This is a genomic window from Actinomyces sp. oral taxon 181, from assembly GCF_018370895.1.
GTDB lineage: Bacteria > Actinomycetota > Actinomycetes > Actinomycetales > Actinomycetaceae > Pauljensenia.
In genome coordinates this window covers 51,833-70,464 of record NZ_JAGYZL010000002.1, presented here as the reverse complement: position 1 = coordinate 70,464, position 18,632 = coordinate 51,833, and the positions used below count along the sequence as shown (strand labels likewise).

General features: G+C 56.1%; 14 protein-coding genes and 1 pseudogene. 11 read left to right on the top strand and 4 right to left on the bottom strand.

Annotation, left to right across the window (positions count from 1 at the left end):
• The first annotated feature begins 85 nt into the window (after positions 1 to 85).
• Positions 86 to 847, top strand: a complete 762-nt coding sequence (locus KHW85_RS01235; protein ID WP_019126418.1) for an isoprenyl transferase — start codon at positions 86 to 88, stop codon at positions 845 to 847.
• 97 nt (positions 848 to 944) lie between these two features.
• Here KHW85_RS01235 and KHW85_RS01230 read toward each other — a convergent pair whose 3' ends face one another.
• The 3 genes from KHW85_RS01230 to xseA all read right to left on the bottom strand — a co-directional run bounded on the left by KHW85_RS01230 (position 945) and on the right by xseA (position 3,504).
• Complete coding sequence (locus KHW85_RS01230; protein ID WP_291458457.1) at positions 945 to 1,892, bottom strand: carbohydrate kinase; 948 nt, start codon at positions 1,890 to 1,892, stop codon at positions 945 to 947.
• Between the two features lie 93 nt (positions 1,893 to 1,985).
• Positions 1,986 to 2,195 carry an exodeoxyribonuclease VII small subunit gene (locus KHW85_RS01225; RefSeq protein WP_291458456.1) on the bottom strand — a complete coding sequence of 70 codons (210 nt, stop codon included), beginning with the start codon at positions 2,193 to 2,195 and terminating at the stop codon, positions 1,986 to 1,988.
• 46 nt (positions 2,196 to 2,241) lie between these two features.
• Positions 2,242 to 3,504: an exodeoxyribonuclease VII large subunit gene (gene xseA, locus KHW85_RS01220; RefSeq protein WP_291458559.1), complete on the bottom strand. Its 1,263-nt coding sequence runs from the start codon at positions 3,502 to 3,504 to the stop codon at positions 2,242 to 2,244.
• Positions 3,505 to 3,615: 111 nt separating this feature from the next.
• Here xseA and KHW85_RS01215 point away from each other — a divergent pair, with 111 nt between their 5' ends.
• The 7 genes and pseudogenes from KHW85_RS01215 to KHW85_RS01185 form a co-directional block, all read left to right on the top strand.
• Positions 3,616 to 4,668 (top strand): 4-hydroxy-3-methylbut-2-enyl diphosphate reductase, encoded by a 1,053-nt coding sequence (locus KHW85_RS01215; protein ID WP_291458455.1) that lies wholly within the window; start codon positions 3,616 to 3,618, stop codon positions 4,666 to 4,668.
• An 81-nt stretch (positions 4,669 to 4,749) separates the two neighbouring features.
• On the top strand, positions 4,750 to 5,832 hold the full coding sequence (gene ychF / locus KHW85_RS01210; protein ID WP_048714130.1) for a redox-regulated ATPase YchF: 1,083 nt from the start codon (positions 4,750 to 4,752) through the stop codon (positions 5,830 to 5,832).
• A 147-nt stretch (positions 5,833 to 5,979) separates the two neighbouring features.
• Entirely contained in the window at positions 5,980 to 6,261 is a 282-nt protein-coding gene (locus tag KHW85_RS01205) for a type II toxin-antitoxin system RelE/ParE family toxin (RefSeq protein WP_291458454.1), read from the top strand.
• Complete coding sequence (locus KHW85_RS01200) at positions 6,221 to 6,556, top strand: HigA family addiction module antitoxin (RefSeq protein WP_366494486.1); 336 nt, start codon at positions 6,221 to 6,223, stop codon at positions 6,554 to 6,556. Before KHW85_RS01205 ends, KHW85_RS01200 begins: the two co-directional genes overlap by 41 nt.
• Positions 6,557 to 6,639: 83 nt before the next feature.
• Positions 6,640 to 7,362: a hypothetical protein gene (locus tag KHW85_RS01195; RefSeq protein ID WP_291458452.1), complete on the top strand. Its 723-nt coding sequence runs from the start codon at positions 6,640 to 6,642 to the stop codon at positions 7,360 to 7,362.
• A gap of 136 nt (positions 7,363 to 7,498) precedes the next feature.
• The gene (locus tag KHW85_RS01190) at positions 7,499 to 8,983 is read left to right on the top strand and encodes a HEPN domain-containing protein (RefSeq protein ID WP_291458451.1); all 1,485 of its coding nucleotides are present in this window, start codon (positions 7,499 to 7,501) and stop codon (positions 8,981 to 8,983) included.
• A gap of 200 nt (positions 8,984 to 9,183) precedes the next feature.
• A pseudogene (locus KHW85_RS01185) lies at positions 9,184 to 9,978 on the top strand (DUF5692 family protein); the annotation flags it as partial.
• A 178-nt stretch (positions 9,979 to 10,156) separates the two neighbouring features.
• Here KHW85_RS01185 and KHW85_RS01180 read toward each other — a convergent pair.
• Positions 10,157 to 11,668, bottom strand: a complete 1,512-nt coding sequence (locus KHW85_RS01180) for an AAA family ATPase (RefSeq protein WP_291458450.1) — start codon at positions 11,666 to 11,668, stop codon at positions 10,157 to 10,159.
• 682 nt (positions 11,669 to 12,350) lie between these two features.
• On the opposite strand from KHW85_RS01180, the gene KHW85_RS01175 reads away from it, so the two are divergent.
• The 3 genes from KHW85_RS01175 to KHW85_RS01165 are packed head-to-tail and all read left to right on the top strand — an operon-like array spanning position 12,351 to position 18,561.
• Positions 12,351 to 14,279 (top strand): class I SAM-dependent DNA methyltransferase, encoded by a 1,929-nt coding sequence (locus KHW85_RS01175; protein WP_291458449.1) that lies wholly within the window; start codon positions 12,351 to 12,353, stop codon positions 14,277 to 14,279.
• Between the two features lie 47 nt (positions 14,280 to 14,326).
• Positions 14,327 to 15,478, top strand: coding sequence for a type I restriction endonuclease subunit S (locus KHW85_RS01170; RefSeq protein ID WP_291458448.1), 1,152 nt, complete (start codon positions 14,327 to 14,329; stop codon positions 15,476 to 15,478).
• Complete coding sequence (locus KHW85_RS01165) at positions 15,475 to 18,561, top strand: type I restriction endonuclease (protein ID WP_291458447.1); 3,087 nt, start codon at positions 15,475 to 15,477, stop codon at positions 18,559 to 18,561. The genes KHW85_RS01170 and KHW85_RS01165 overlap by 4 nt, the downstream gene beginning before the upstream one ends.
• Positions 18,562 to 18,632: the final 71 nt, after the last annotated feature.

The following is an 18,632-nucleotide window of genomic DNA, read 5'->3' as shown; positions in this document are numbered from 1 at the left end:
GCATGAGGAACAAATATGCGATGAGCGTCATATTCGCGATACTCTTAACCCATGTTGACGCGCTCACGCGTGGGAGGGTTTAGCAGTGTCACAGTGGAATGTGCTTTACGACGTTTATGAAAAGCGCCTTCGTGCGTCTTTGTTGGGGCGTCCAATTCCTCGCCACGTCGGCGTAATTTTGGATGGGAATCGTCGCTGGGCCAAATCGATTGGCTTCACCGCCTCCCAGGGACACCGTGTTGGTGCAGGGAAAATCACCGAATTCTTGGGTTGGGCCGAAGAAGTCGGCGTTGAAATCGTCACCTTGTGGATGCTTTCGACAGATAATCTATCTCGCCAAAGCGATGAGCTCTCTGAGCTGCTCGCGATTATTTCTCAGGCTGTTTCGGCATTGAGCCAGGCCGGTAAGTGGCACCTGCGAATTGTTGGTGACCTGCGACTGCTTCCTGAAGATATCGCCAATTCTCTTCGACAGGCTGCTCAGGAAAGTCCCTCAAAGAGCGCTTTGAGTGTCAACATTGCGGTTGGCTACGGCGGTCGTCATGAGATTGTCGAGGCCGTGCGTGAGGTGATCCGTGACGCTGGGCAGCGGGGTGAGAGTCTTGAAGAACTTGCTTCGCGTTTGAAGGATTCGGACATTGCCGAGCACCTGTATACCGGTGATCAACCCGATCCGGATCTTGTTATTCGAACCTCTGGCGAACAGCGGCTGTCAGGCTTCATGATTTGGCAGTCTGCACATTCTGAGTTTTATTTTTGCGAAACCTATTGGCCTGACTTTAGGAAGATTGATTTCCTTCGCGCGCTTCGTGCCTACGCTCAAAGAGAGCGGCGGATGGGGAAGTAGTTCCCTGTGTGAAGGCTTCAGCTTGGTACAGCGTGGGGGGCGCGGATCTTTTTATACGCGCCCCCTGTGTCTTTCAACGTCTTAGCATTGAAGCGCCTCAGGCTAGGAACTCAGCGAGTTCAGAGAGCCACGGTGGGTTCGCGCCCGCACGAGAGACCGTAATATCGCCAATTGTTGCTGCGCGCTCCAAGATGAAGTCGACCTTTGAGGCATCCAAATCACGCAGAGCCGGACGCGACATGGCACCCACTAGGCCGAGTGACCACAGGGCGTCGATCAGACCTCCCATGAAGGAATCGCCTGCACCAACGGTGTCTTCGACCTTGACATCTCCGGCGGGGATAGAACGGCGAACACCACTCGAGGTGAATGCCGCTGCGCCGTCCTTGCCCTTTGTCACAACGATGAGCGAGGGACCTGCGGTGAGCCAATCGCGCACTACATCGTCAATCTCGCGCCCGTTGGTGAGCCAAGCGATATCTTCGTCGGAAACCTTGACGACATCGGAGATACCAATGAACTTGTTGACGGTGGCCAATGCTTCTTCAGGCGTTCCCATGAGCGCGGGGCGAGCATTGGGATCATAAGTAATGATGGCGTGCTGGCGTGCAGTGACCATTGCATCCAAAACGGCGTGTGCGCCGGGTTCGATCACTGCAGCAATGGAACCGGAGTGGACGATTCGAGCCTGAGTGGATACGGCGATGGGGCTATTTGGACACCAATCGAGATCGAAGGTGTAGGTTGCCGCGCCCTTTTCGTTGAGCTTTGCGAGTGCGGTCGGTGTGTGATCAGCACCGAAGGATTCCTCGGTGATGACAACGTGGGAGGCCGTGAAGTGTTCTTCGAGGATGTCGCCGCGTTCATCGTGTGCCAGCCACGTTTGCAGGCCAACGTTACGGCCCAAGCGTCCGAGCGTCATTGCGACGTTTGCCGGTGAGCCCCCGGGGATTTCGGCAGCCGGGATAGGGCTATCTGCGGGGACCACGATATCCATCAGGGCTTCTCCGATGGAGAGGATGTGGGGGTCGGTTGCGAGGTCCATGTTTCCTCCTGTTTCCAGACCACTTCGGCTGGTTTCCTCGAACAATTGACGTTCTCAGTCTAACCAATCTCTGGGGGCCTGAGCGACGGAGAATTAATTTTCTGTTCCCTGTTCCATCCGTTGTGTCGCCGCGTCCAAAATCGAACGGCAACGGGTGGCAAGGGCTTCGCCGCGTTCCCACATGGCAAGAGTGTCTTCTAGGGGTGCCTGTCCGCTTTCCAGCATCTTTACGATGGTGATTAATTCATCGCGTGCTGCTTCATACGACAGAGATTCCGGTGCCGGGAGTGTATTTTCTGCCATGTGATCCTCCAAGTCGGGTGGGTGTTTTGGTGAGAAAGTGGGAGAGTTATTCGTTCGCCGGTGCTGCGCTATTTGTTGCTTGAGTGGAGCCAACGACTTGGGCAACCAAGCGGCCTGAGGCAAGGATGCCTTCGACCAGGGTGCCTTTAGGTACTTGCGAGGCATCGCGAACCAATTCGCCAGAGGGAAGCTTGAGCATGGAATAGCCGCGTTCCAAAGTGGCCTGTGGTGAAAGAGCGCGCAGGGTTGCCGAGGCCTGAACGATTCCCTGGCGCTCCTCGCTCAGCCGTCGCTCTATCCGGGAACGCAGATTTGTCACCGCTGAATCAATGAGAACGCGATGAGGTTCCAATGTTGCTGCCGGCGTGAGGAAGATGGGACGCGAAACAACAAGATCTAAATGATGACGTTCTTGTGTCAGTCTGCGCTCGATCGCATTGCGCATTGCTTGAGAAGCGCCAGCCAAACCTTCAAGTTCTTGGGCAAGGTCAGGAACAATGCGTCTGGCTGCATCCGTCGGGGTCGATGCGCGGAAGTCGGCCACGTAATCCAAAAGTGGCGCATCGCCTTCATGCCCGATTGCCGACACCAGGGGAGTGGAGGCGGCTGCAGCGGCACGTACCAAGGCCTCGTCAGAGAAGGGTAGAAGATCCTCAACGGAACCGCCGCCTCGAGCAACAACAATCACGTCAACTTCAGGGATTTGATCGAGCTCGGCAATGGCATCGCTGACTTCGCGCACCGCGTACTGCCCCTGGACCGCGACCTCACGGACCTCGAAGCGCGCAGCGGGCCAGCGTGCACTTGCATTCACAATGACGTCATCTTTTGCCTTTGCATTTCGCCCGCACACAAGGCCAATAACGCGCGGAAGGAAAGGAAGAGGTTTCTTACGTTCTTCGTCAAAGAGGCCTTCGGCTGCGAGTTTTTGACGCAAGCGTTCGATTTGAGCCAATAGATCGCCCAGACCTTGAAGGTGAACCTCGGCGGCTTGGAGGTTCAAGCTTCCGCTGCGTTCCCAAAAAACGGGCTTGACGCGCGTGACGACTTTGACGCCTTCTTCAAATCCTGCGCCAACGGCAGAAATGACATTTGGGAAAGCTGTAACGGTCATCGAGGTGTCAGATTCTGTGTCGCGCAGGGTGAAAAATGCCATGCGCGAGCCCGGGCGCGGGTTGTATTGAACGACCTGACCTTCCACCCAGAGCGAAGACATTCGGTCAACGTAGATCTTGATGTTCTGCGTGAGTCTGCGCAGCGGCCACGGGTTTTCGCGCGTCGTATCAGCAGCTTTTGCTGCGGGGGGCATGTTCTCTGGCACGAAATAAGCATGACACAGGCCAGGAGCATTTGCGTCCAGACTGGGAAGGAAAAGCAATTATGGTTCGCAGATGCACATGGCGGCCTGTACGGTTGATCTATGACTCATGACGACACCCTTCGTACTAGCGAAAGCGATTCCCACGCCGAAGGTGGGAAGATCCTGCTTGCAGCGCCTCGTGGATATTGCGCGGGTGTTGATCGCGCGGTTGATGTCGTTGAAAAGGCCTTGGATCTTTACGGTGCGCCCGTCTATGTCCGTAAAGAAATCGTTCACAACAAGTTTGTCGTCGAATCTTTGACGAAGCGTGGCGCGATCTTCGTTCAAGAAACCGATCAGGTTCCCGAAGGCGCACGTGTGGTGTTCTCTGCTCACGGGGTTTCACCTGAAGTTCATGCGGTTGCAGCCCAGCGTCACCTTGCAACAATCGATGCGACCTGTCCGCTGGTCACGAAGGTCCACCGAGAGGCCGTGCGCTACGCGAAGGACGACTACGACATCATCTTGGTCGGCCACGAAGGCCACGAAGAAGTTGAAGGGACTTTTGGTGAAGCTCCCGAACACATTCAAGTGGTTGGAACGCCTGAAGAAGTCGACAACCTGGTTGTTCGTGACCCCGAGCGCGTTGTGTGGATTTCGCAGACGACCCTCTCTGTTGATGAGACGCGTCAAACGGTTGATCGCTTGCGCCAGCGTTTCCCCAAACTTGTTGATCCGCCTTCAGATGACATTTGCTACGCAACGCAAAATCGCCAGGGCGCTGTGAAGGTCATTGCCCCTCAAGTCGATGTCATGGTTGTTGTGGGTTCTGCGAATTCCTCGAACTCGGTACGTCTGGTTGATGTCGCGCTCGAATCGGGTGTTCCCGCTGCCTATCGCATCGATAAGGCCGAAGAACTTCAGGAAGAATGGTTCGCAGGGGCGAAGACCGTGGGCTTGACCTCGGGCGCGTCAGTACCCGAAATCCTTGTCCGTGATGTGATTTCCTGGCTGCAAGAACGTGGTTTCCCGACTGTTGAGGAAGTCCGAACTGAGACGGAAACAACGACCTTCGCGCTTCCCCGTGACCTGCGTTCAGATTTGAAGAAGGCCGGACAGATCGATGTTCGTCCGCACGCTCGCCGCACTGCCGGGCCTGATCACACCAGCTGAGCGCAAGTTCACCTGCTTTTTCACGTACTTTCTGTGCGTGCGGGCAAACGGGAGTGCGGCCTCGTCGGATAGGATAGAGGCGTGTCTTTAACTATTGGTATCGCCGGCCTGCCCAACGTTGGCAAGTCCACTCTGTTTAATGCTCTGACCCGCGCGACTGTTCTGGCTGCGAACTATCCCTTCGCAACCATTGAACCGAATGTGGGTGTTGTTCCGCTTCCCGATGCGCGTTTGAACAAGCTTGCCGAGATCTTCGGTTCTCAGCGCATCATTCCCGCGACCGTTTCTTTCGTTGATATCGCGGGTATTGTGCGTGGTGCGTCTGAGGGTGAGGGCTTGGGTAACCAGTTCCTCGCGAACATTCGCGAGGCCGACGCCATTTGCCAGGTGACGCGCGCCTTCTCCGACCCCGACGTTGTGCACGTTGATGGCAAGGTCGATCCTGAATCGGATATTGAAACCATTAAGACCGAGCTGATCCTGGCCGACATGCAGACGCTTGAAAAGCAGATCCCGCGTCTGGAAAAGGAAGTGCGCGGCAAGAAGACCGAGGCGATCGTGCTGGAAACTGCGCGCGCGGCAATGGAACTGCTTGAAAAGGGTGAACTGCTCAGCGGCCCCGCGGGGGCAAAGCTTGATCAGGATGCACTCAAGTCCTTCCAGCTGATGACCTCTAAGCCCTTCATCTTCGTCTTCAACATGGATGCCGAAGAGATGGACAACAAGGAACTGCAGGACGAGTTGCGTTCACTTGTTGCCCCCGCTGAAGCCATCTTCTTGGACGCGCAGTTTGAGTCCGAGCTTGTTGAGCTGGACGAGGACGACGCGCGTGAAATGCTGGCGGAGTCCGGTCAGAGCGAATCGGGTCTGGACAAGCTCGCACGCGTTGGCTTTGACACCCTTGGCCTGCAGACCTACCTGACCGCTGGTGAGAAGGAAGCGCGCGCCTGGACGATTCACAAGGGCGATACTGCTCCCAAGGCTGCCGGCGTGATCCACACGGACTTCGAAAAGGGCTTCATCAAGGCTGAAATCGTCTCATACGACGATCTGATTGAGGCCGGTTCCATGGCTGCAGCGAAGGCTGCTGGTAAGGTCCGCATGGAAGGCAAGGACTACGTTATGCAGGACGGCGATATCGTGGAGTTCAGGTTTAATGTTTAATCGTTCTTGAACGAGGCAGTGGCCGGGTTGCACGTGAGTGTGGCCCGGTTTTGCTGTTGTAAGTTCTTGAATCAAGGGTGAACGTGGGATGGGGTGTCGAAAAATAACGTCTTGCGTTAATAACGTTTTACGTTATATTGTTGTGTCATGATCCAGTCGTTCGGTGATCGTCAGACTGAGCGGTTGTTTGCGAGGGAATCTGTTCCTTCCTTGGACTCGCGCATCGCGCGTGTCGCGTTGCGCAAGTTGCGTCAGGTCGACGCTGCGTGTCGTTTGGAGGACCTCCGGATCCCTCCGGGCAATCGGCTCGAGCTTCTGCGCGGTAATCGGGCGGGGCAGTACAGTATCCGAATCAATGATCAGTGGCGCATCTGCTTCAGGTGGAGCGATGCTGGTCCAGAAAGGGTTGAGATCGTTGACTACCACTAAAATTGCTCCGATTCACCCGGGCGAAGTCCTCATGGAGGACTTCATCGAGGGGTTCGGAATTACGCAGCACAAGCTTGCTGTTGCTATTGGGGTTCCGCCTCGTCGTATCAATGAAATCGTCCATGGGAAGCGTGGGATCACGGCGGATACCGCGATGAGGCTGTCCCGCTACTTCGGCACAACCCCGGGGTTCTGGATGAACCTGCAGATGCGCTACGAGCTTGACTGTGCCGAAGATGCGATGGGGGATGCATTGAGTGGAATTATTCCTCTTGCGACGGTGGAAGTCGCTTGAGTGGACGGAGTCTGATAAGGCAGTGGCCAGGTCGCTCGAGGAATTAGCGCGGCTTACGATAGTTGGGCGTGGAGGGGATGACAATGATGTCTCTTACGTGGTGGCTATACGGTGCCTGCTTTGTTGCATTTATTGCAATTTGTTGGTGGCGATGGCGGGCGGTCAGTCAGCCCTGGCTGACGGAGGAACGATGCGAAGAGTTGTCGTGGCTGGTCGTCGAGGATCTGTTTGAGAATGCCTCCGAGACGGGGGCACCTATTCGATTCTGTCCTAGTTATTGGCTGAATTTTGGACTGAGTGACTCCGAGTGGATCTACCTCTGTCGTTGGATGAAACAACGAGGGCTTATTTACGTGCCATATGGCTTGGGGTTGGTGGAAATTCTGATGAACTATCCGCCAGTGACGTTGGCATTGACGCAGAAATCTTGGGAGCTGACCATGAACAAAAAAGTTCAACCCAACATATCCATCGGATCCATCGGTGATGTTAATGGTCCAATCAATGTCGGTGGAGAGCAGATTGTGATTTTTGGGCAGAGGTTGAGTGGAGATAATCTACGAGCTCTTGTTACGGCTCTTCGACAGGACGCGAAGAATTCGTCTGAACCACGCGCTTCTTCCCTCCAAGAAGCGGCAGATACTTTGCAAGACGCTGCTGAGGGGCGCGAACAGGCGACATCACCTGTAGTGACAGGGACGTTGAAATGGGTACGTCAGTGCGTGACAGAAGCAGTAAGTAATGCTGGCGGAGAAGCGCTACTAGCGGCGACTATGGCGGTGGCGAAGACACTCGGCTGGGTTTAGCGACTGCATTCATGGGCGAAGCATATTCCCTAAGTGATTCTGTAGAAAAAAGATGCTTTTAAGCCTGCTATAAGGGGTAGTGTGAGACGAGGTGGACTTTTGGTCCACCAATTGAATCGTGATCACGGGGAGAACAATGGCCAACGATCATCTGAATCTTGACGAAGCTGCCGAATGGACTGGCCATTGGTGGTTGCCAGATTTCCCTGACAAACGGGTGCCCGGCATCTTGCGGTATGACGGAGAAGGTGGGCTCTCCCTTTCATTGATTGGTGCATTCGAGGATCGCATCTATTCCACTCCTGCGCCTGGGATTACGTGCTATCACGAGGGTACGAGGACATGGGATGTTATTCATGGCAAGGTCGAGCTTCGTGACGTCACGCTTCTGGACTGCATTCCTATCAGTACTGAGCGGTTCCCGTCTTTGCAAATGAAAGATGCAGAAAAACAAACCATTATTGCGCGGATGGGAGTCATTGGCGTACATATCGGGGGAGATGAAGATGAGGTATTTACGGCGGCCGCAGTTTCAGTTGATGATTTATGCCTGTGGGCTGAATCATCGGTGTTTAAATCCCTCCTCGGCACTGCTGATGGAAAGCTTGATGGGACCGGAATGCTCTCAGTGGCGCCAGTCGAAATGGAGACAGCGGTAGTCAACGACACAGAATATCGCCTTGAGCATGCTTATTTCCTGCCATCTTTTGAGTGGCGTAGAGGAGAAGTAGTTGGACGTATGCGTGATTCGGTTTCCATTCGTATCCTTCGGACTGAGGCGTTCGCTCTCAAAACTGCGTTGGAAGCAGTGAGACTGATACAAGATCTGATTGCGCTGGCAACGCACCGTCCTGCCGGTGTTATCTGGATGCAACTGGAGATTGGTGGAACAGAATCGGGAATGCAAGAGGGGAAGCCTCTGCAGCGTCGACGAGCTAATGTGCTGTATTCTCCTGTAGCGGTCGGTAAACATAATGAGAAAGCCATCGATTATCGCAGTGTCCTCTTTACCTGTGAGATGCTTTCTTTCCAGGAAGTCATACCTCGCTGGTGCGACGTGCGAGCTCGATTGCAAGAGGCTATCAATATGATCCTGGGCCTTCGCTACGCCCCGGCGCATTTTGTTGAGAACAATCTTCTGATGGCAGTAGGTGCTGCGGAGGCCCTCCATCGAGGACTCGGTATTGAGGAGAAACCAATCCCTAAGGCAGAGTTTGAGGAGATCCGTAACGCGATGCTCGATCAGGTTCCTGAAGAATATCGCGGCAGGTTCAAACAAGCGATCAGAAACTCTCCGACACTTTGTGACAGGCTTCTTGCCCTAGCTGCGCGTCCCGATCAGGAAGCAGTTAGACAGCTTGTGCCAAACATCGATCATTGGGCGAAGCGAACAACGCGAGCTCGCAATGATCTCGCACACGAGGGGAAAGCGCCACGTCATTCCATTGAAGAGCTGAACGCTATTGTTAGCAGCACGAGCGCTGTCGTAATTCTCAATATCCTGTACGAGCTTGGGCTGCCAGCAGAACGGCAGCGTGAGATCGTGCGGGACAACTCGCAGTTGAAGATGGTCTGCGAAGAAGCGCGGCGGTGGCTCGTGCCGCCAGAGGGCGACTCCTGAACGAGGCCGTTGCCGGCTGTCGCGAAGGGCGCGGTCAGCCCACTGCTACTGCTTTCTGTTCGGGCAGTGAGTCACCTACGCTGTGTCAGCTTCTCGGAGATCGTGGTGAGATCGTTTATGAGCTGCCCGTGGCGCTCGGGGAATTCCTTAGGTTGCGCTTTTGCTGATCTGAGAGTTAATGGTGGTGGTCCGGCTGAGCAGGCCTGCCCGAGGCGCGAGGCGTCAGCGCAGAACTCCACTCAATGCAGTGGTATCAGGAAGTTGCAGCGAACCTGTCTTCTCGCCACGTCGGTATTGATCCTGAAACTGGATTCCGTACGATCGGCGGATATTGGAACCTGCTTTCCGCGCTGGCCGGCCTGCTCAATATCGTCACGATCACCGGCCTCGGAAAAATCATCGCAACCTCGCCGGGCAAGCAGAAGGTTCGCGGGCTGATCTGGGTGGACATGGTGTGGCCGTGGGTCATTGCTTACGACCTGTGGAACCACGCGTTCCTCTACAACTCGCTGGCAGACTACACGTGGTACTGCACGCTTGCGCTGCTGCTGGCCTGCACGATCCCCGCGTTCACTTGGGCGAAGGGGCAGTGGATCTGGTTCCGCTGCTTCACGCTGGTCTTCTGGATTTCGATGAATACTTTGCTTCCCGAGGCCTTGGTGCCTCCCTCGGATATCTTTAACTTTGCGACCATGGATCCTCGAGCGAATATTGCTTGTGCGGTGGTTGCCTTGGTGGCGAACGTGATGCTCTTTACCTATTGGCTCTACAAGATCGTGGTGTTTAAGCGCAATCCAATCACCGGAGTTTTTTACTGTGAGCTGGCGGAGTTCCGAACGATAGTTCGCGAGCACTGCGACGACAAGGATAAGTACTTCCTGGTCGATCAGATTTCAGAAACGCCAGCAGAGCTTGGTTTTGAGCCCTTGTCCAATACCGCGCCTGCCGATGGATGCGCCTCGTGGATGCCGTGGTGGAAGGGCGAGGAGAGGTAAGCATGATTCAAGGTGATGTTGACCGTGAAGATGAGTTGCTTGTGGAGTCGGTCATCGCTGAGGTCTCCCCGAGCGTGTCGGGGAGACCTCAGGTGTGCGGACGCAAGTTCGGGGTGAAGCTGTCGTACTACGCTCGGCTACGCTTAGACACATTTAGTGTCAAAGAGTCCACTTCAACTTATGAAGACGGAGACGTAGTGGATGTTGATTGGCTATGCAGCTTCTTCTTGGATTCGATGATGGCTAAAATCAAATCGTCAATTGCAGCTTTCAGTTCGGTTTCTGTATATGCAGCGTTGCATTTGTTCTCGGGGTGATGAATATAATTTCTGATATAGACACATATTTGAACCGGGTGTACACCTCTGTTGCCGGTGTCGGTGTTGCGCTTCCAATGTTTCGATGTTGGTATGCCGCATTGATTCAGCTCCTCGATAATTTGCTTCTCGCTAAGTGAACGATTCTTCCCCCCGACAGATTCTTGAAATTCTCCATATAGTTCGTCGAGAAATTCCGTTGTTGGCAATTTGAAAGCAAAGTAGTTGATCGCATTCAGTGAGATGTGAGGGAGGACGTCAGTTCGAAGTTGTTCTTCGTGCCTGATCTCATGGGTGTATTCTGTTCGCTCCACAATAAAGACGCGGTCCTGCATACTATCAATATTCTTCAGAATATAAGGTGAATGAGAACAGATAAGAACCTGCCGTCCATTGGCTGAAAGCTGTGATAGCGCCTTACTAAGCTGTATTTGCGCCCGAGGGTGAAGCCAAGTTTCCGGTTCGTCGAGACCGTAAATGGATCCTGAGTGACCGTTGGTTGAGGTCTCGGCAACCACTTGAAGTAAGGCGAGCATGAAAGCGCGCTGCATGCCGGTACCTTTGTTTTCCAGAGGCATCCCAGCAATTTTCTCTTGCGGTTCGGAAATAATGACCTGGCCGGATTTTAGAAGTTCTTTCGCCTCTGGAGGTGTAAAAGCGAAGGTGACAGTGGTATCACCGTATTGTTCGCGCATGAGTGTGCTGACGCGTTCTGCCGTAGTCTGAAGTTGTTCTTGGACGGTCCCAGCCCCCTTTGATTCAAAGAGCGCGGCGTGGGAATCGATATACTGTTGCCAGGGGGTGCCTTCCTCAATCGTTGACAACTGTGCTGATATTAGCTTTCCAAGGGTTTTTGTTTTTCCCATATCTGCATGATCTGCGACTTGCTCGTCTGCATAGATGAAGCATGTGTCAAACAGTCGTTGGACAAGTGCAGCGATTCCCGTAGGATTTTCGAATTTATCAGTTTGTGGATTCTGTATGAGAATATTCTTTGTTGTAATTCTAGAAGTTTTCTTTGTTTGGCTGTTTAATACATCTTCGTCGTAGGATTGGCGGCGAATGCGAATGGTATCCCGGTCTCCGTTGTGAGAAAAGAAGTCCTCGAGTTTTTTGTACTCATCGCCGAGAGCGTCTTTAGCCTCATCGGGCGCGAAGGACAGCGTGGCTTCGACATAAGACTTATCAATGCCGATGGTGAAAGTCTCGTCAGGTGTACTTGTACCGTTCCGTAGATAGAAGATAGCGTCAAGGATTGAGCTTTTTCCGCTATTGTTCTCGCCAACAAAATAATTAGTTGTTGGGCTTAACTCAAACGAGGTTTCCGTGGAGTATCCACGAATCCCTTTAAAGGAAAGGTGTGAAATGTGCATCTTTGCTCCTTGTAGTGTTTTGGGTTCTATATGTCGGAAAATTGATCTGTGTTGATGACCTGCGGCGATGGAGACCAGCTTTGCTACTTTCTTAAGCTTGGCTTGGGGGTGTGACGCATCGATATCGCCTGAATTGCGTTGAGCGGAAGCTATGGGAGTGATCGTTCATTCGTCGTCGGCGGGCGGATCTCTCGTTTGGGGCGACAAAGCTCATGCAGGTGGAGCGGGCAACGTTGCCTCCCATCACTTGCGTGTGGCTGTCATCTCTGAGCCTAACAGGATTCTCGCAATAGAATATGCGGAATCGTCAAACTGTCTAAAGACCTGAAAAATGGAAGTAGGGCGCTGGCGGAGTTCCGCACGATTGTGCGCGAACATTGCGACGATAAGGACAAGTACGTTATGGCCGACTGAATTCCAGAAACTTTTGAAGAACAAGGTTTTGAGCCTTTGTCTGATGTGGTTTCCGCGGATGGATATGCCTCGTGGACGCCCTGGTGGAAGGGTGAGGATCAGCTGTATCGCACGAGGTGTGGGTGGCGTAATGGAAGTCCGTAGCTTCCCCCCATACGTGCTGTTTCCAAAAGCGGACTTTCGCTAAAAGACCACCAAATTCGGCATTTCTTAGCGGTAGACTTCTGAAGTCTCGTCTTCGTATAGTCAAAGGTGCAGGGGAACGCATATGGTGATTCAGAAACCTTCAACATCAGCCTCAACCACCGCCCGGATTGTGTGGGACACGGCTGACAAGTTCCTGCGCAACGTCGTCGAACCCCAGGAGTACGGCGACTACATCCTGCCGTTCACGGTCCTTCGTCGCCTCGAATGCCTGTTGGAGGACACGAAGGACGATGTTATCGAGTTCGTGAAGGCTCAGGGCGATATGCCCTCGTACCTGATCGACATCGCCGTGAGTAATCGTTTTGGCTTGAGCTTCTTCAACACTTCTCCGTTCAACCTGGCTCGTATCGCGTCGGTGGACGATAACGTGGATAGGGCGCTCCTCAGCTACGTCAATGGTTTCTCGCACAACATCGCGGACATCTGGACGGCGTTTGAGTTCCCGAAGCTGGTCGCCAAGCTCAGCGCGGCGAATCGCCTGCTGGAAGTGGTCAAGCACTTCTCGACGCTGTCGCTGGGGTCGACGAGCGTTGAGGATTCGACGATGGGCGACATCTTCGAGGATGTCATGTATCGGGCTTTCGATAAGAAGGGGAAGGCCGCGGGTGCGTTCTACACGCCGCGTGACGCGATCAAGTTGATGGTCGACGTGCTCTTCGCTGCGGATGCCGAGTCGCTGGCGGGGGAGGACGTGTTGCGCTCGATTTATGATCCGACGGCGGGTTCGGGCGGCATGCTGCTGGTCGCTCAGGAGGCGCTGCGGGAGCTGAACCCGGGCGTGAAGGTCACGGTTTACGGCCAGGAGATGATGGATTCCGCCTACGCGCTGGGTAAGGCTGACCTGCTCATTCAGGGAGGTCGCCCGGATGCGATCCTGAAGGGGGATACGCTCCTGGAGGACCTGCACGCGGATAAGACCTTCGACTACGTCCTGTCTAATCCGCCATTTGGTGGCGACTGGGAGGTGGAGCAGGCGTCTGTGAAGGAGGAGGCGCAGGTGCCGGGTTCTCGTTTCAGCCATGGGCTGCCGAGCAAGTCGGATGGGCAGATGCTGTTCCTGTGCCATTGCGCGTCGAAGTTGAGCCCGTCGGGTGGGCGCGCGGCCGTGGTGTCGAATGCGTCGCCGTTGTTTAACTCGGATACGGGGCCGAATTCGATCCGGCAGTGGCTCTTCGATGAGGATTTGATCGACGCGATTATTGCGCTGCCGACGCAGATGTTCTATGGCACGGGTATCGCGACATACGTGTGGATTCTGGATAACGATAAGCCGCTCAAGCGTCGCGGCAAGATTCAGCTGCTTGACGCGTCGGGTTTGTGGGAGCCGATGCGTAAGGGCATGGGCGATAAGCGGCGCGAGATGAGCGAGGTGAACCGCGAGGCCGTGGTGCAGGCCTATCAGCGTTTCGAGGATTCGGAGATTTCGCGCCTCCTGACGCCGCGGGATTTCATGTTCCGGGACGTTCCGGTGTTTAAGCAGGCGCGGTTGGCGGCGCGTTTTTCGGACGAGGCCGTGGACGCGTTGCGCTCTCGCCGCGACTTCAGCGAGGCCTTGGTTCGCGTTCTGCGAGGCCTGGATGGGGCCGAGTGGAACGAGCTGCCGGAGCTGATACGGGCCGGCGCGAAGGCCGAGGGCATCAAGGCGCCGGTGGGGCTCATCGACGCCGTCATGAAGGCGATGGCCGTCCCCGAGGAAGAGGCGCCGCTTGCTGTTGATCGTAAGGGTGCTCCCGTTCTGGCGGACGGGTGGAAGATCGTGGAGCGTGTGCCGGTAAACCAGGACCTGGACGAGCACATGGCCACCGAGGTGTTGCCCTTCGCTCCTGGCGCCATGTGGGATGAGTCCAATGCGAAGGACGGCAACGAGATTCCCTTCACGCGCATCTTCTACGTCCCCGAGGAACCGCGCCCGCTGGCAGAAATTGACGCGGACGTGCAGCGACTCATGGGAGAGCTCTCGCAGATGTTCCAGGATGTGAGGGGAAAATGAGTCGTCTAGAGGTTTACGCCTCAGCGTTGGACAGTGATGGATTCGAAATGGTAGCGCTAGGATCTATCGTCGCTGAACGTACAGAACGTGCTTCTCTTTTGGAGCTTCCCGCACTATCAGTCGGGAAGCTAGGCGTCACAGCTCAACTAGAGGGCGTTGCGAAGCAAAACTCAGAAGTGCTTCGGAAAGTTGTTCGCAAGGGCGACCTGGTCATTAATTCACGTGCGGATCGAAAAGGCGCAGCTGGTCTTTCCCTGTATGAGGGGAGTGTTTCTCCAGTTTACTCAGTGATGGTTCCAAAAACCGAATTACTTGCAGCGAAATTTGGGCATTATCTTCTGAGAAGCGTTGCCTTCCAGGAGGAGTTCTTCCGCTGGGGAACAGGGATTGTGAATGACTTGTGGTCGACGAATTTTACGCGCATGGCGCGGATCCGAGTCCCGTTACCACCGCTTCTTATTCAAAAGTCGATTGTCAGCTATCTGGATCGTGAGACCGGCGAGATCGACGCTATGCTCTCCAAACTCGATGAGCTGACGGAGAAGCTGAGGCTGCGCCGGGTGCAGGCGATCCAGTCCGCAGTGCGGTCCTCGTGTAACATCGGGATTGGACTGATGCTTGACGTCAAGCTGGGGAAAATGCTTCAAACGAAGCCGAAGTCCCCGACCGATCGCCTGCAGCCCTACCTTCGCGCTGCTCATATTCAACCCGGAGGACGACTCGACCTCGAGATCGACACCAAGGAGATGTATTTCTCAGAGTACGAAGCCGAGGCTCTCAGCCTACGCGCGGGCGACGCGGTCATTGTGGAAGGCGGTGCTGGATTTGGACGAGCCGGCTATCTGGCAGAGGATATGCCCGGCTGGGGCTTCCAGAACTCGATCATTCGCCTGCGCGGAGCGAGTGCGGATACTCGATATACGGTCTACGCGCTCCAAGCTGCCCTCGAGTCGGGAGAAATCGCCATGGCCTGCAACGCCGCAACCTTCGCGCATTTCACCGCGGAAAAGGTCGAGGGCTTCCACATCCCGTACCACGGCACGGACGAGCATCGACGCATTGCCGACCACCTCGACGAGGTGACCGGCAGGATCGACGCCATGCTCGCCAAGGTCGCCGACCTCAAGGCACTCCTCGTCGAGCGCCGGGCCGCCCTCATTACCGATGTCGTCACCGGACGAAAGAAGGTCCCCGCATGAGCCACGATCAGATCCTCGAATACGAATTCGAATCCACCATCTGCTCCGAACTGGGCGAGCGCGGCTGGCTCTACCAGGACGAAGGAGACACCCGCGCGGCGGGCTGGGACCTGCGCCTCGCCCTCGTCCCCGGCGACGTGCTCCACTGGCTGTCCACCCAGTACCCGGACGAATACGACAAGGCGATCCCCGCGGACCTCACGAACGGGCAGCGAGACAAAGCCGAGCGCGACCTCCTCGCCCACCTGACGAAGGAACTGAGTAAAGCGACCCGCATCGACACGGCAGGGAAACCCGTGGGAGGCCTCCTCGGCGTCCTGCGCACCGGCTTCACCTACGCCCAAATCGGCCGCCCTGCCGCCAAGTTCGGCCCCATGATGGAATTCCCGCCCGCGAACCCCGAGCTGATCGAAGTCGCCGAAGCCTCGGACGCCGTCCGCCTGCGCGTCATGCGTCAAGTCCGCTTCGACGCCACCACCAACGAGTCCATCGACGTTGTCCTGTGCGCCAACGGCATCCCCGTCGTCACGATGGAACTCAAAACCGACAACACCCAGTCCGTCCACCACGCGATCCGCCAATACAAGGACGACCGCAAGCCCGGCGCAAACCGCCCCCTCCTGGCCCCCGGGCGCGCCCTCGTCCACTTCGCCGTCTCGAACGACCTCGTCTTCATGACCACCAAACTCGCCGGCGAAAACACCGTCTTCCTGCCCTTCAACCAGGGAAACAATGGGCACGAAGGCAACCCGCCCTCGGCGAGCGGATCCGCCACCAACTACCTGTGGCGCGACATCCTCGCCCGCCCCACCTTTATGCGCATCCTCAAGGACTACGCACTCTACGAGCCCGGCCGACGCGGCAGGAAAGACGACGGGCGCCTGGTCTTCCCGCGCTTCCACCAGCTGCGCGCTGTCGAACGCATCATCGGCGACATCGAAGCGACGGGGCCCGGCGGACGCTACCTGGTCTGGCACTCCGCGGGCTCCGGCAAAACCAAAACCATCGCCTGGCTCAGCCACCGCCTCATCCGCCACGTCGACTCCCAGGCGAACTCCACCTTCGACTCCGTCATCGTCGTCACCGACCGCACCGTCCTCGACGAAAACATCCGAGGCGACATGGGCCTCGTCCACTCCTCCAACGGACTGGTCGTCCCCGTCGGTGAAAAATCGGGCGCGAAATCCCCGCAGCTGAAGAAAGCCCTCATCGAAGGCGACCACATCATCACCTGCACGCTCCAGACCTTCCCCGAGGTCATGAAGCTCATCGAAGACACCTCCGAATTGCGCGGACGCAACTGGGCGGTCGTTGCCGACGAAGCCCACTCCTCCCAGTCTGGGTCCAGTGCGAGGGGCCTCAAGGCCCTCCTCGCCGACATCGACGTGGAAGACCCCGAGAACGTGAGCGCCGACGAACTGCTCGCCGCCAAGGATTCGGCCATCGCCGCCTCCAGCAACATCACCTTCATCGCGCTCACCGCCACGCCAAAAGCCAAGACCCTGCGCCTGTTCGGCACCCAGGACGAGGACGGCAACTGGCGAGCCTTCGACACCTACACGATGGCCCAAGCCATCGAAGAAGGCTTCATCCTTGACGTGCTGACCAACTACTCGACCTACGATATGTTCCTGCGCGTCAAGAACGAGCTCGAGAACTCCGAGGAAGAAACCCTGGTCGACACGGGCCATGCCGTCACTGCGATCGTGCAATTTGCCCGCCTGCACCCCACCGCCATCGCGCAGAAAGTACGGGTCGTCGTCGAACACTTCCAACGCAATGTCAAACCCCTGCTCGCCGGCAACGCCCGCGCGATGGTCGTCACCAGCTCACGCCGCGAGGCCTACCGCTGGTTCGAGGCAATGAACTCTTACATCGACAAGCAGGGTTACACCGACATTCGTCCCCTCGTCGCCTTCTCCGGCTCTCTGGAATCCGACGACGGCGAAACTGTCACCGAGGCCTCGCTCAACGGGCGCGGCGACACGGCCCGAGCATTCCGCGATGAGGACTACAAGGTCCTCATCGTCGCCAACAAGTTCCAGACCGGCTTCGACGAGCCCCGCCTTATGGCAATGTACGTGGATAAGAAACTGTCCGGTATCGCCGCCGTTCAGACCCTCTCGCGCCTGAACCGCACCTACCCCGGCAAGACGGCGCCCATGGTCGTCGACTTCCAGAACACCCCGGCCAGCATCGAAGAAGACTTCAAGATGTACTACTCGGACGCGCACGTGGCCGGGGAAGTCGACCCGAACTCACTCATCACGATCGCCGAACGCCTCGACACTGCCGGCATCTACACGTTGCCTGAAATGGAAGCCGTCGCCGATGCGTACCTGAGTGACGCAGGCGGCGAAGCCATCGCACGGGCATTGGGGCCCATCAAGGACCGATGGCAGAGCGAATGGAGGCGAGCTAGCTCATGTAAGGATAACGAACTCAAGGATTCCCTGCGCAGCTTTCGCGCCGACACAATTAGCTACCGAAACGCATGGCAGTTTCTCAGCCAAATCGTCGACTACCAGGACCCGAACCTGCACAAGCGCGCCATCTTGGCTACCCTCCTGTCGCGAAACCTGCACATGGAAGGGAAGCAATACGACGACTCCTATCTCGAGGGTGTACAACTTTCGGGTGTACAGCTCGTTCCCTCCGCCATTAACGAGGATCACTCCCTCAGTGAGGGCAGCAGTGAGCCGATGGCACTTCCAGGCTTCGACGGCGAATACCGCGGCAGCCAGGCCCCCGCGAAGGGACCTCTCGCTGAAGTCATCGACCGCGTTAATGAGATGTTCCGAGCCAGGAACGTCGATGTGACCGAGGGAAGTGTCGCCGGGTTCATCACCACCTTCTGGGGTTTCCTAGGCGAGGACGAAGCAGCGCAGGCTATGGCGAAAAAGAACAGTTCAAGCCAACTGAAGGCGTCAGCTGACTTCAGTAACGCCGTCGGCATCGCAATGCTTCGTACTTGCCAGGAAAATCAGGAGATCCAGTCATACATGCAGGATCAGTCCTTCCTGCAAAACATCGTTGAAATCACGGCGGATGCGCTACAGGCCCACTACAGCCAACAAGAATGATCTCGTTGGAATCCTCCACTATCGGAAAAGCTCCAGTAGAGTTTCACTACCTTTTCCGGTGTCACTGAATG

Coding starts and splice junctions, on each gene's coding strand:
- KHW85_RS01230 (WP_291458457.1), bottom strand. CDS start 1,892: ATGGACCTCGCAACCGACCCCCACATCCTCTCCATCGGAGAAGCCCTG.
- KHW85_RS01225 (WP_291458456.1), bottom strand. CDS start 2,195: ATGGCAGAAAATACACTCCCGGCACCGGAATCTCTGTCGTATGAAGCA.
- xseA (WP_291458559.1), bottom strand. CDS start 3,504: ATGCCCCCCGCAGCAAAAGCTGCTGATACGACGCGCGAAAACCCGTGG.
- KHW85_RS01215 (WP_291458455.1), top strand. CDS start 3,616: ATGACTCATGACGACACCCTTCGTACTAGCGAAAGCGATTCCCACGCC.
- KHW85_RS01205 (WP_291458454.1), top strand. CDS start 5,980: ATGATCCAGTCGTTCGGTGATCGTCAGACTGAGCGGTTGTTTGCGAGG.
- KHW85_RS01200 (WP_366494486.1), top strand. CDS start 6,221: ATGCTGGTCCAGAAAGGGTTGAGATCGTTGACTACCACTAAAATTGCT.
- KHW85_RS01195 (WP_291458452.1), top strand. CDS start 6,640: ATGATGTCTCTTACGTGGTGGCTATACGGTGCCTGCTTTGTTGCATTT.
- KHW85_RS01190 (WP_291458451.1), top strand. CDS start 7,499: ATGGCCAACGATCATCTGAATCTTGACGAAGCTGCCGAATGGACTGGC.
- KHW85_RS01180 (WP_291458450.1), bottom strand. CDS start 11,668: ATGCACATTTCACACCTTTCCTTTAAAGGGATTCGTGGATACTCCACG.
- KHW85_RS01175 (WP_291458449.1), top strand. CDS start 12,351: ATGGTGATTCAGAAACCTTCAACATCAGCCTCAACCACCGCCCGGATT.
- KHW85_RS01170 (WP_291458448.1), top strand. CDS start 14,327: ATGGTAGCGCTAGGATCTATCGTCGCTGAACGTACAGAACGTGCTTCT.
- KHW85_RS01165 (WP_291458447.1), top strand. CDS start 15,475: ATGAGCCACGATCAGATCCTCGAATACGAATTCGAATCCACCATCTGC.